Raw genomic sequence first — 11,668 nt, forward strand, 5'->3', positions numbered from 1 at the left:
GTGGCCGAAAGGCGGGCGCAACGCATGATCCGGAGAGGCATTTCGTGAGCCAGGACGATTTCGGGCCTCGCCCCGGCGAGGAAAGCGTGACGCTGCCGGAGCGCTTCGACGCCGGCCTGCACTTCATCGGGCGCCTGCGCACGCCGTGGACGCGGCGGGCGGAGTGCCCGAAGAACGGGACGCAGAGCGACGCCGTCTGCACCGTGATGGTCGATCCGCTCTACGCCCCCGCCCTTCAGAACGTCACGGGTTCCAGCCACCTGATCCTGCTCTACTGGATGGACCGGGCAGACCGCACGCTTGTCCGTCAGCTGCCGCGCCATGCGGAGGGCAGCCGCGGCACCTTCTCGCTGCGCTCGCCGGCCCGCCCGAATCCGATCGCGCTGGCGGTGGTCGAACTCCTCGGGCGCGAGGGCGACACCCTGCGGGTGCGCGGCCTCGACTGTCTCGACGGCACGCCGCTCCTCGACATCAAGCCCTACTACGCCTCCACCGACGCGCGACCGCAGGCGACGGTGGACCGCGCGGGCACACGGTGAGGCGGCTCACCACGGGCATCGCCGCCTGCGGCCTCCTAGGGCTCGGCGCCGCTTTGGGCTGGAGCCTGTGCGAGCCCGCGATGGATGCGCGCCACTATGGTCAGGGCCGCCTCGCGGCGATCCAGCAGCATCTCGACGAGGCGCCGGCCGATTTCGTGCTCCTCGCCGGCGACAGCCAGGCCGAGCTGCAGCCTCCGGCGCAGCGCCCCTGCGGGCTCGAGCTCGTCAATGCCGGTGTCGCGGGCGCGAAGGCCGAGACCTACGCGAACGTCCTCGACGGCGTCCGCTTCGCCCGCCGCGCCCGGGCCGCGCTGCTCCTGATCGGCACCAACGACCTCATCGCGAAGAACCGGCCGGGCTATGCCGCGAACGCCGCCCGGTTCGAGGCGGCGGTCGAGCGGATCCTGCGCACGCTCGCCGGGCACGCGGACAAAGTCGTGGTCGCGGCGGTGCCCCCGATCGGGCACGAACTCGACGGGCGCCTCGATGCCGGATCGGTCGCGCCCTACACGGCGCACCTGCGCGCCGTCTGCGCCCGCCTGGGCTGCCGCCTCGCCGATCCCTACGCGGCGCTGCGGGATGGGGAGACCGGCTTCGCCAAACCGGGCGCGATGGGCAACGGGCTGCACCTCGCGGCGTACCGGCCAACCATGCAGGCGCTGGAGGCGGAGATCTGCGGACCGTGAGGCGGGCTCACACGCCCCGCGCCGGCGGCCGGATGCGGTAGCAGCCGACGTAGAGGGCGGGCAGGAACAGCAGGGTCAGCGCGGTCGCCGCCAGGATACCGCCGATCATCGCGTAGGCCATCGGGCCCCAGAACACCTCGCGGGCGATCGGGATCAGGCCGAGGCTCGCCGCCGCCGCGGTGAGCAGGATCGGGCGCATGCGGTGGCGGGTGGCCTCCACCACGGCGTCCCAGGGCGAGAGCCCCTCCGCCTCGCACTCCTCGATCTGCGTTACGAGAATTACGGCGTTGCGCACGATGATGCCGATCAGCGCCAGGATGCCGAGGATCGCCACGAAGCCCATCGGCTTGTCGAAGAGGAGCAGCGCCGGCACCACGCCGATCAAGCCGAGCGGAGCAACCGAGAAGACCAAGAGCAGCTTCCCGAAGCTCTGCAGCTGGATCATCAGGAACACCGCCATGGTGAGCAGCATCACTGGCACCACCGCGGCGATCGGGCCCTGGCCCTTGCCGGCCTCCTCGACGGCGCCGCCGGTCTCCAGAGTGTAGCCCTCGGGCAGGGCCTTCACGAAGGCATCGATCTCCGGCTGGAGCGCCGCCACCACGGTCGGCGGCTGCGTCGTGTCGGTGATGGCGGCCCGGACCGTGATCGTCGCCACGCGGTTGCGCCGCCAGACGATCGGCTGTTCGAGGTCGTAGTCGATCCTGGCGAAGGCGAGGATCGGCACCGCGGTGCCGTTGGCCAGCGTCACCTGAAGGCTCTGGAGCGTGTCGAGCGAGGTGCGCTCGGCGGCCCGCGCCCGGCCCACCACGTTCACGAGGTAGATCGAGTCGCGCACCTGCGTGATCGTGGTGCCGCCGACCACGCCGTTGAGGATGCCGGCGATGTCCTGGCTGGTCACGCCGAGCTGCCGCGCCTTGTCCTGCAGGATCTCGACGCGCAGCACCTTGCCGGGCTCGTTCCAGTCGAAGGTCGGCACCGCGACGTGCGGGTTCCCGGCCACCACGCTGGCGAGGCCGAGCGCGTGCTCGCGCAGCACTTGGAGGTCCGGCCCGCTGAGGCGGTACTGGATCGGGCGGCCGACCGGGGGACCGAGCGAGAGCGGGTTCACGAACACGTCCGTGCCGACGAAGTCGCGCTTGCCCATCTCCTCCAGGCGACTGAACACGCGGTCGCGCGCCTCCAGCGACTTCGTCACGATGACGATCTGCCCGAAGAAGGCGTTGTTCAGCTGCTGGTCGAGCGGAAGGTAGAAGCGCACGGCGCCCTGGCCGACATATGAGGACCAGCGCTCGATATCGGGATCGCCCCGGAGCCGCTCCTCGAAGCGGTCCATCTGAGCCTGCGTCTCGGTGATGGTGGCGTTCTGCGGGAGCGTCATGTCGACCAGGATCTCGGTGCGGTCCGAGGCCGGGAAGAACTGCTGCTGAACGTGGGTCATGCCGAACATGGCGAGACCCATCAGCCCGACGCAGATCGCCACCGTGATCCACCGGAACCGCATGGCCACGCGCAGCACGGCGAGGAAGGCACGGCCGAGCCGGCCGGGCGGGTGCGCCCCCTCATGGTCGTGCTTCTTCATGGTCTTCGGCAGCATGGTCACGCCGATCAGCGGCGCGAACAGGACCGCGACGATCCACGAGACCAAGAGCGAGGCCGCGATCACCACGAAGAGCGAGTAGGTGTACTCGCCCGCCGACGAGCCGTTGAAGCCGATCGGCAAGAAGCCAGCCACCGTCACCAGCGTACCGGTGAGCATCGGGAAGGCGGTCGAGGTGTAGGCGTAGGTCGCGGCCTTGCGCAGGCTCTCCCCAAGTTCGAGGCGCGCCACCATCATCTCGACGGTGATCATCGCGTCGTCCACCAGCAGGCCCAGCGCGATGATGAGGGCGCCGAGCGAGATGCGCTGGAGGGTGACGTCCATCACCTGCATCACCACGAAGGTGATGGCGAGCACGAGCGGGATCGACAGGCTGACCACGAGCCCGGCGCGCAGCCCCAGGCTGACGAAGCTCACGCCCAGCACGATCACCACCGCCTCGACCAGCGCCTTGGTGAAGCCGCCGACCGCCTCCTCGACGATCTTGGGCTGATCCGAGACGAGGTGGACGCCGACGCCGATCGGCAGCTTCCCCTCGATCAGCCGCATGCGCGCCTTCAGGTCCTCGCCGAAATGCAGGAGGTTGGCGGACGGGCGCATGGCGATCGCGAGCCCGATCGCCGGCCGGCCGTCGACCCGGAACATCGCGGCCGGCGGGTCCTCGTAGCCGCGGCTGATCTCGGCCACGTCGTAGAGGCGGAAGAAGCGGTCGTTGACCCGGAGGTTGAGGCCGAGCAGCGATTCCTCGGAGGCGAACTGCCCGCTCACGCGCACCGAGACGCGCTCCGGCCCCGCCTGGACGACGCCGGAGGCGGTCACCGCGTTCTGGGTCTGCAGCGTCCTGATCAGCGACTGGATGTCGATTCCGTAGCCGGCGAGCTTCCGGGTGGCGAAGTCGAGGTAGATCGTCTCCTTCTGGGTGCCGAGCAGCAGGGTCTTGCCGATGTTGGGCACCTTCAGGATCTCGGTGCGCACGCCCTCCACGTAGTCGCGCAGCTGCCGATGCGTCAGACCGTCTGCCGTGAAGGCGTAGACGTTGCCGTAGACGTCGCCGAACTCGTCGTTGAAGAACGGGCCCTGCACCCCTTGCGGGAAGTTGCCCTGGATGTCGCCGAGGCGCTTGCGCACCTGGTAGAAGGCCGGCTGAATCTCGGCCTTCTTGGTCGTGTCGCGGAATTGCACGAACACCGTGGCGTTGCCGGGCGTGGTGTAGCTGCGGACGTAGTCGAGCGCGTTGATCTGCTGCAATTCCTTCTCGATCCGGTCGGTGACCTGCTCCAGCGTGTCGCCGATCGTGGCGCCGGGCCAGACGGCCTGGACCACCATGGTCTTGATGGCGAAGGGCGGGTCCTCCTCGCGGCCGAGCTTGCCGTAGGCGAGCGCGCCGGCGAGCAGGCAGACGCCCATCAGGAACCAGACGAAGGAGCGGTGGCCGAGCGCCCAGTCGGAGAGGTTGAAACCCTCCCGGCGGGCATCGTGCACCTCGCGCGGCGCGTCCATCAAAGAGCCTCGTCGGCGAGCCGGACCGTCTGGCCCTCGCTCAGGGAATGGGTGCCGGCGACGACGACGCGCTCGCCGGGCTCGACGCCGCCGGTCAGCGCGGCGAACCCGCTGCGGCGGCCCGCGACCGTGACGGGCCGGCGCGCGACCCGGGTGCCGGCCGCGTCCACGATCCAGACCGCGTCCCGGCCATCGGCACTGAGGATCGCTGTCTCGGGCAGCACGACGTGCGGCGCGACCTTGCGGGTCAGCCCGACCGTGATCGTCGCGCCGAGCCGGAAGGCGGCCGGCGGATCCTGCAGCGTCATGCGGATGCGCCGCGTGCGGGTGCTGGCGTCGGCAAACGGCGCGACCTCGCGCACCGTGCCGATCGCCGTCACCTCGGGCGCGCTCTGGAGCGCCACGGTGAAGCGCTCGTCGCGCGGCATGGCCCCGAGCAGGTCCTCGGGGATGTCGACCACGGCTTCCCGCACCTCGGGGCGGGCCACGGTCACAATGGTCTGGCCGGCGGTGACGTCCTGGCCGACCTCGGCCCGGCGCTCGGTGACGACCCCATCAAAATCGGCCGTCAGCTCGGTGTAGCCGATCTGGTCACGGGCCTTCTGGAGACTCGCACGCATCTGGGCGAGCCGGGCCTGGGTGGTGTCGCGGTTGGCGGTCGCGGTGTCGAGCTGAGCCTGGGTGACGTTGCCGCCCTCGAACAGGCGGCGCACCCGCACGTCGGTGGCGGAGGCATTCTCGGCCTGGGCTGCGGCGTCGGCAACATCCGCCTCCGCCCGGGTCAGGGCGAAACGGGTCACGATCGGGTCGAGGGCCGCGAGGCGCTGGCCCTTGCGGACCACGTCCCCCACCGTCACGTCGCGCGCGACCACCCGGCCACCGATGCGGAAGCCGAGCTGCGACTGGTAGCGCGGCTCGACCGTGCCGGCGAAGGGACCGAACCGCTCGGTATCGACGACCTTCGCGACGGTGTAGAGCACCGGGCGGACCGGCGGCGCCTCGGGCGTCTCCTCCTTGCAGCCCGCGAGAGCCAGGATGGCGAGGGCGACGAGCGCGAGCGGAGGTCTCATCGGCCGGCCTCCGCGAGCGTGACCTTGAGACCCGGGCGCAGGAACTGGATGCCGGCGATCACCACCTCCTCGCCGGGCTTTACCCCGTCCTTGAGCGCGACGCTGTCCGGCGCGTAGCGCTCGATCGCGACGACGCGCGGCGCGACCGTGCCGTCGGCGGGATCGCGCACCCAGACGGCCGGCTGGCCGCGCCAGCGGTAGAGGGCAGACCAGGGCAGTACCACCGCCTTGCGCTCTGCGAAACGGCCGCGCCCGATCACCACGGAGCCGAGCGACATGGCGGCGGGCGTCCCCTTTAGCCCCACCTTCACCCGCACGGTGCCGGAGGCCGGATCGACGCTCGGCGCGATCTCGCGCACGGTGCCCACGCTGCGCACGTCCGGGTTCGCCTGAAGGGTGACGTCGACCGTCCCGGAATCCGGCGGTCCTGCGAGCAGCGCCTCGTAGACGTTGAAGACCGCGTCCCGCGGCCCGTCCTGGGCCACAGTGAGAACGGACTGGCCGGCCTGGACCACCTGGCCGGTCTCCAGGGACCGGCTCAGCACGATCCCGGCGACGCCCGCCCGCAGCTCGGTGTAGGAGAATTGCTCGCGCGCGGTGCCGAGCGCGGCCTTGGCGGACTCGACGGCGGCTTGGCTGACGCGCAGCTGCTGCTCCGCGTTGTCGTAGGTGGAGCGGGTGGTGAAGCCGCTGGCGAGCAGCGATTTCTGGCGCTCGTAGGTGAGCCGGGCCTGGGTCGCCTGCGCCTCTGCGGAAGTCAGCACCGCCTCGGCATTGGCGAGGTTGGCGCGCTGCTCCTGCGGATCGAGCAGCGCCAGCACTTGGTCGGCGGTGACGTGGTCGCCGACCTCGACCCGGCGCTCGGCGATCTTGCCGCTCGTGCGGAACGAGACGCTGGTCTGCGCTTGGGCCTGGATGTCGCCGGTGAAGACCGCCTCGGAAGAGACCGCCGTCTCGGCCGCCACCTGTGTGCGCACGAGCGTCTGCGCGAGGAGCGGCACCGTCTCGGCTGCCGCGGGAGTGACACCGGCAAACGCCAGCGCCGCGAGGCCTAGCGCAACGCGATATTTCGGGAACGAACCGGACACGGCTGCCATGACCTCAAACGTGGGGCCCTTGGGCTATCGCGGGGGAGACATATCCGCTAGCCTACCGACCGTCCAGACGGTTTCTCGAGAGTTGTGTACGATGGCGCACATCCGGCGCGCGGATCGCGCGGAGATCATCCTCGACGCGGCCGAGGCGCTGCTGCGCCGCTCGGACGCGCGGACGCTGACGATCGACGCCGTCGCCGCCGAGGCGCACCTCAGCAAGGGCGGGGTGCTGCACCATTACGCCTCGAAGGATGCGCTCATCGCGGCGCTCGCCGCCCGGCGGGTTGGGCTGATCCGCGACGGCATCGCCGGGCTGCTGGCCGCACAGCCGCCCGGCCCGGCGGCGCTGCCCCTGGCGGCGGTGGCCCACGCCCGGCAGGTCTACGCGGAGGAGTGCGGCTTTCCCGACGCGCTGCTCGTCGCCTCGGCCGAGAACCCGGCGGCGGTCGCAGGCTTTCGCGCCTTCCTGGCCGATCTCTTGGAGCAGATGGCAGCGCTCGGCTGCCGCTCGGGAGCGGGCGAGGCGCTGATCTTCTCGATCCTAGGGCTGATGCTCACCCGCTCGCTGGGCTTCCACCGGCTCGAGGGGGCGGAGGCCGGACGGCTGTTCGACGCACTGGAAGCGCAGGCGCGCGCGCTCGGGACGCAGCAGGACGAAGACTGAGCGCCCACCCGGAGGGCTCCCCCCTCTCCCCGCCGGGCAGGGAGAGGCCCGTGGGCACCCTGTCGTGTCCGCGGGGAGCGCAGGCGAAGCCGGAGCAGCGGTGAGGGGGTATCTCCCGAGGAGGCTCTTCCGGAACCGCCCCCTCACCTTCGCCTGCCGGCTCGCTCAGCCGACAACGAGGTCGGCTGGGCCCTCTCCCCGCATGGCGGGGAGAGGGGGTCCGCTGGTATCCGAAGGATTGTCCGAACGCCGCCTCAGGCGTTCGCGTCGAGCCAAGCCACCACGCCCGAGAGGTCGAACCCCCGCTCGGCACCGAAGGCGCGCACGTCCTCGCGGCGCATCCGGCCCGCCAGCACCTCGCCGATGACCCAGAGAGTGAGCGAGCGCGTGCCGCCGCGGCAATGGGCGAGGACGGGACCGGGCGAAGCCTCGACCGCTTCGTGGAAGCGCTGGGCCGCCTCGCGGGTGATGGTGGGCCCCGTCACCGGCAGGTCGAGATAGGCCATGCCGGCCCCCTCGGCCGCGCGCCGCTCGGCGGCGGATCCGGGCTGAGACGCCTCCTCGCCGTCCGGGCGGTTGTTGATGACGAGGCGCACGCCGCGCTCGGAGAGCGCCGCGATCTCCGCCTCGCTCGGCTGGTCGGCGACCGAGAGCTTGTCCGTGACGGGGGTGATCTTCATGGGCCTGCCTCGGTGCGCAGCGGCGTCAGTTGTTGGCCGTGCGGAAGGTGTCGCAGGAGCGGGTCTGGCCGCTCTTGTAGCCGGTCATGAACCAGCGCTTGCGCTGCTCGGACGAGCCGTGGGTGAAGGAATCGGGCACCGCGTAGCCGCGCGAGGCCTCCTGCAGCTTGTCGTCGCCGATCGCGTTGGCGGCCGCGAGCGCCTCGTCGATGTCCCCGGGCTCGAGCGCGTTCCACTTGTCGTTCGAGTTCTTGGCCCAGACGCCCGCGAGGCAGTCCGCCATCAGCTCGACGCGCACCGAGAGCGCGTTCGCCTCGCGCTTGCTGGACGCCTGCTGCTGGCGCGCCTGGACCTTGGGCAGGATGCCGAGCACGTCCTGCACGTGGTGGCCGACCTCGTGCGCGATGACGTAGGCGTAGGCGAAGTCGCCCTTCACGCCGAACTTCGTGGCCATCTCCCGGAAGAAGGAGGTGTCGAGATAGACCTTCTTGTCGAGCGGGCAGTAGAACGGCCCCATCGCGGCCTGGGCCGAGCCGCAGCCGCTGCGGGTGCCGCCGGTGTAGAGCACCATCGTGGTCGGCGTGTACTGCTTGCCGGTCTGGTTCGGCAGGATCTGGCTCCACACGTCCTCGGTGTTGCCGAGGATCTTCGCGGCGAAGCGGCCAGAATCGTCGGTGGGCTTCTGGTTGCGCCGCTGCTGCGTCTGCGGATCGACGCGCTCCTCGCGGCTCTGGCCGCCGCCGCGGGTCATCTGCTCGGCGCCGCCGATCAGGATTGCCGGGTTGATGCCCGTGACCCAGCCGATGATCATCAGCACGACGATGGTGCCTATGCCGAGCCCCCCGGCGCCGCCGCCGGGGAAGCCCATGCCGCCCCCGCCCTCGCCGCGGCGATCCTCGACGTTGTCGGAACTCCGGAAATCGTCCCAGCGCATGAGCCCGCCGCCCTTGCCACGCCACCGGACCGGCGGCCGCCTGCCACGCCGCCGGCCTTCCGGCGACCGTTAGTAATGGCCCGGCAAAAGCCCCGGTTCCGCCGGTACGGTCAAGCCTTTCCGTCGAGCGCGGCGCGCAGGAGGCGGAAATCGCGCCAGGCGAGCCGCTTCTGCACGGGCTGGCGCAGCAGGTAGGCCGGGTGGAGCGTTGCGAGCGCCCGCACCTCGCGGTTCGGCAGCCGGTAGGGGAAGAAGCGCCCGCGCGCCTTCAGGATGCCGTCCTTCGTGCCGGTCAGCGTCTGGGTCGAGGGAGAGCCCAGGCAGACGATCAGGTCGGGATCGACCAGCTCGATCTGCCGCTCGATGAAGGGCCGGCAGACCGAGACCTCCTGCGGGGTTGGGTTGCGGTTGCCGGGCGGGCGCCAGGGCACGATGTTGGCGACGTAGGCTTCCGTGCGGTCGAGGCCGATCGCCTTCATCATCCGGTCGAGGAGCTGGCCGGACCGGCCCATGAAGGGCTTGCCGACCCGGTCCTCGTCGGCGCCGGGCGCCTCGCCCACGAACATCACCCGGGCCTCCGGGTTGCCGTCGGCGAAGACGAGGTTCTTGGCGGTGAAGCGCAGCGGGCAGGCGTCGAAGTCCCGCAGGATCGCCTCCAGTTCCGCCAGCGTCCCGGCCGCCCGCGCCCGGGCGCGGGCGTCGTTCGCCGCCTCGTCGGGCTTGGCCGCCGCCGACTGGCCGAAGGTGCTCTGCGGCGTCGGCCGGGGCGCGGGCGGCGCCTCGCCGCGCGGCGGCAGGGCCGGGCGTGCCGGCCTGGGCGCGGCCTGAGGCGGCGCGCGGCGCGGCGCGGGAGCCGGCGCGTCGGCCTCGCCGAAGCGGTCGTGCGGCTGCTCGTCGAGTGCCGCATCGACGCCGGACTCGGCGTGGAAATCCAGATAGGCGATGAGATCGTGCTGCGCGTCGCCGGGAGACGTCATGACGCTGATGTGGGGTATCATAAGCCTGTGGACAACGCAGGGCCGGGGCTGACAGGAGGCGGCAGGTTGGCGCGCCTCACCTGCCAAGCGTGGCTTGCCATCCTACCTTAGAACGGGTTGAGACCGAGGGCGACTGGGCCGAGACCGGCCCGCGCACGAACAACAAGGCCGAAGGCCGACGAGAGGCAGGAGACACGGACGATGGCGCTACCCGAACGCGAGGGCATGGATTTCGACGTGGTGATCGTCGGCGCGGGGCCGGCGGGTCTCGCCGCGGCGATCCGCCTGAAGCAGCGCGCCGCCGAATCCGGCGAGGAGATCAGCGTCGTCGTCGTCGAGAAGGGGTCCGAGGTCGGCGCGCACATCCTCTCGGGCGCGGTGATCGATCCGTCCGGCCTCGACACCCTGGTGCCGGACTGGCGGGACGACCCGGAGCGCCCGCTCAAGACCGCGGTCGAGCGCGACGAGTTCATGTTCCTCACCAAGAACAGCGGCGTCACCCTGCCGAACCTGTTCTTCCCCAAGCTCATGTCGAACCACGGCAACTTCGTCGGTTCGCTCTCGAACGTGACGAAGTATCTGGGCCAGAAGGCCGAGGCGCTCGGCGTCGAGATCTATCCGGGCTTCCCGGCCGCGGAGGTGCTCTACGACGACCGGGGCACCGTGATCGGCGTCGCCACGGGCGATCTCGGCATCGGCCGCTCGGGCGATCCGCGCGAGGACTACACCCGCGGCATGGAGCTGCGCGGCAAGTACACGATCTTCGGCGAGGGCGCGCGCGGCTCGCTCACCAAGACGCTGATCGACCGCTTCAAGCTCAATGCGGGCCGCGACCACCAGAAATACGGCCTCGGCGTCAAGGAGCTGTGGCAGCTCGCTCCGGCCAAGTTCGAGCCCGGCCTCGTCCAGCACACGATGGGCTGGCCTCTGCCGAACAAGGCCGGCGGCGGCTCCTGGCTCTACCATTTCGACGACCACCTGCTCTCGGTCGGCTTTGTCACGCACCTGAACTACGAGAACCCGACCCTGTCGCCGTTCGAGGAGTTCCAGCGCTTCAAGACCCACCCGATGATCGCCGAGACCTTCGAGGGGGCCAAGCGCATCGGCTACGGCGCGCGCGCCATCATGGAAGGCGGCTGGCAATCCGTGCCGAAGCTCGTCTTCCCGGGCGGCTGCCTCGTCGGCGATTCCGCCGGCTTCGTGAACGTGCCGCGCATCAAGGGCTCGCACAACGCGGTGCTCTCCGGCATCCAGGCCGCGGACGCGATCGGTGAGGCGCTCAAGGCCGGGCGCCAGGGCGACGAGCTGACCGCCTACGAGCAGGGCTGGCGCGACAGCCCGATCGGGCAGGACCTGAAGGCGGTGCGCAACGTCAAGCCGCTCTGGTCGAAGTACGGCACGCTGGTGGGCGTGGGGCTCGGCGGACTCGACATGTGGTCGAACACCATCCTCGACGCCTCGCCCTTCGGCACGCTCTCCCACGGCAAGCCCGACCACGCCTGCCTGAAGCCGCTCTCGGAGGTGACGCCGATCGTCTACCCGAAGCCGGATGGCAAGCTCACCTTCGACCGGCTCTCCTCGGTCTACCTCTCGAACACGAACCACGAGGAGGATCAGCCGCCCCACCTGCAGGTGAAGGATCTCGGGCTTCAAAAGGCCTCGGAGCACGACGTCTTCGGTGGTCCCTCCGCGCGCTACTGCCCGGCAGGCGTCTACGAGTGGGTGGAGGATGCGGCCGCGAGCGGCGGCGTGCGTTACCAGATCAACGCGCAGAACTGCGTCCACTGCAAAACCTGCGATATCAAGGACCCGAACCAGAACATCAACTGGGTCACCCCGGAGGGTCCGGGCGGCCCGAACTACCCGAATATGTGAGGGGTGCCGGTCGGAGGCGCCGGGCCGAGACGCGGCCCCGCGCCTCCGC

Annotated in this window: 10 protein-coding genes; 4 read left to right on the forward strand and 6 right to left on the reverse strand. The window is 70.7% G+C overall.

Annotation, left to right across the window (positions count from 1 at the left end):
- Window positions 1-44: 44 nt before the first annotated feature.
- Both tsaA and DK427_RS25160 read left to right on the forward strand, forming a co-directional pair.
- Window positions 45-539 carry a tRNA (N6-threonylcarbamoyladenosine(37)-N6)-methyltransferase TrmO gene (gene tsaA, locus DK427_RS25155; protein WP_109953764.1) on the forward strand — a complete coding sequence of 165 codons (495 nt, stop codon included), beginning with the start codon at window positions 45-47 and terminating at the stop codon, window positions 537-539.
- Entirely contained in the window at window positions 536-1,225 is a 690-nt protein-coding gene (locus DK427_RS25160) for a GDSL-type esterase/lipase family protein (protein WP_109953765.1), read from the forward strand. The genes tsaA and DK427_RS25160 overlap by 4 nt, the downstream gene beginning before the upstream one ends.
- Before the next feature lie 7 nt (window positions 1,226-1,232).
- On the opposite strand, the gene DK427_RS25165 is transcribed toward DK427_RS25160, so the two are convergent.
- From DK427_RS25165 to DK427_RS25175, 3 genes are read right to left on the reverse strand one after another with little or no spacing between them, the layout of a single operon-like run.
- Window positions 1,233-4,325 (reverse strand): efflux RND transporter permease subunit, encoded by a 3,093-nt coding sequence (locus tag DK427_RS25165; protein WP_109953766.1) that lies wholly within the window; start codon window positions 4,323-4,325, stop codon window positions 1,233-1,235.
- Window positions 4,325-5,395, reverse strand: coding sequence for an efflux RND transporter periplasmic adaptor subunit (locus tag DK427_RS25170; RefSeq protein ID WP_109953767.1), 1,071 nt, complete (start codon window positions 5,393-5,395; stop codon window positions 4,325-4,327). Before DK427_RS25170 ends, DK427_RS25165 begins: the two co-directional genes overlap by 1 nt.
- Entirely contained in the window at window positions 5,392-6,483 is a 1,092-nt protein-coding gene (locus DK427_RS25175; RefSeq protein WP_245930715.1) for an efflux RND transporter periplasmic adaptor subunit, read from the reverse strand. Before DK427_RS25175 ends, DK427_RS25170 begins: the two co-directional genes overlap by 4 nt.
- 100 nt (window positions 6,484-6,583) lie before the next feature.
- On the opposite strand from DK427_RS25175, the gene DK427_RS25180 reads away from it, so the two are divergent.
- Complete coding sequence (locus DK427_RS25180; protein ID WP_109953769.1) at window positions 6,584-7,153, forward strand: TetR/AcrR family transcriptional regulator; 570 nt, start codon at window positions 6,584-6,586, stop codon at window positions 7,151-7,153.
- A 254-nt stretch (window positions 7,154-7,407) separates the two neighbouring features.
- Here the strand turns inward: DK427_RS25180 and DK427_RS25185 are convergent, their stop codons facing one another.
- The 3 genes from DK427_RS25185 to DK427_RS25195 all read right to left on the reverse strand — a co-directional run bounded on the left by DK427_RS25185 (window position 7,408) and on the right by DK427_RS25195 (window position 9,744).
- Window positions 7,408-7,833 carry a protein tyrosine phosphatase family protein gene (locus DK427_RS25185; RefSeq protein ID WP_109953770.1) on the reverse strand — a complete coding sequence of 142 codons (426 nt, stop codon included), beginning with the start codon at window positions 7,831-7,833 and terminating at the stop codon, window positions 7,408-7,410.
- A gap of 25 nt (window positions 7,834-7,858) precedes the next feature.
- Window positions 7,859-8,767, reverse strand: coding sequence for a KPN_02809 family neutral zinc metallopeptidase (gene ypfJ, locus DK427_RS25190; protein WP_109953771.1), 909 nt, complete (start codon window positions 8,765-8,767; stop codon window positions 7,859-7,861).
- 110 nt (window positions 8,768-8,877) lie between these two features.
- Complete coding sequence (locus DK427_RS25195; RefSeq protein WP_109953772.1) at window positions 8,878-9,744, reverse strand: uracil-DNA glycosylase; 867 nt, start codon at window positions 9,742-9,744, stop codon at window positions 8,878-8,880.
- Between the two features lie 201 nt (window positions 9,745-9,945).
- On the opposite strand from DK427_RS25195, the gene DK427_RS25200 reads away from it, so the two are divergent.
- Window positions 9,946-11,619 carry an electron transfer flavoprotein-ubiquinone oxidoreductase gene (locus DK427_RS25200; RefSeq protein WP_109953773.1) on the forward strand — a complete coding sequence of 558 codons (1,674 nt, stop codon included), beginning with the start codon at window positions 9,946-9,948 and terminating at the stop codon, window positions 11,617-11,619.
- Window positions 11,620-11,668 lie beyond the last annotated feature (49 nt).

The sequence above is a fragment of the Methylobacterium radiodurans genome, assembly GCF_003173735.1.
In the GTDB taxonomy this organism is placed as follows: Bacteria; Pseudomonadota; Alphaproteobacteria; order Rhizobiales; family Beijerinckiaceae; genus Methylobacterium; species Methylobacterium radiodurans.

Bases quoted from the DNA above. Each gene is read 5' to 3' on its own strand.
- DK427_RS25165 (WP_109953766.1), bottom strand. From the start codon at position 4,325: ATGGACGCGCCGCGCGAGGTGCACGATGCCCGCCGGGAGGGTTTCAAC.
- DK427_RS25170 (WP_109953767.1), bottom strand. From the start codon at position 5,395: ATGAGACCTCCGCTCGCGCTCGTCGCCCTCGCCATCCTGGCTCTCGCG.
- ypfJ (WP_109953771.1), bottom strand. From the start codon at position 8,767: ATGCGCTGGGACGATTTCCGGAGTTCCGACAACGTCGAGGATCGCCGC.
- DK427_RS25200 (WP_109953773.1), top strand. From the start codon at position 9,946: ATGGCGCTACCCGAACGCGAGGGCATGGATTTCGACGTGGTGATCGTC.
- DK427_RS25195 (WP_109953772.1), bottom strand. From the start codon at position 9,744: ATGACGTCTCCCGGCGACGCGCAGCACGATCTCATCGCCTATCTGGAT.
- DK427_RS25185 (WP_109953770.1), bottom strand. From the start codon at position 7,833: ATGAAGATCACCCCCGTCACGGACAAGCTCTCGGTCGCCGACCAGCCG.
- DK427_RS25180 (WP_109953769.1), top strand. From the start codon at position 6,584: ATGGCGCACATCCGGCGCGCGGATCGCGCGGAGATCATCCTCGACGCG.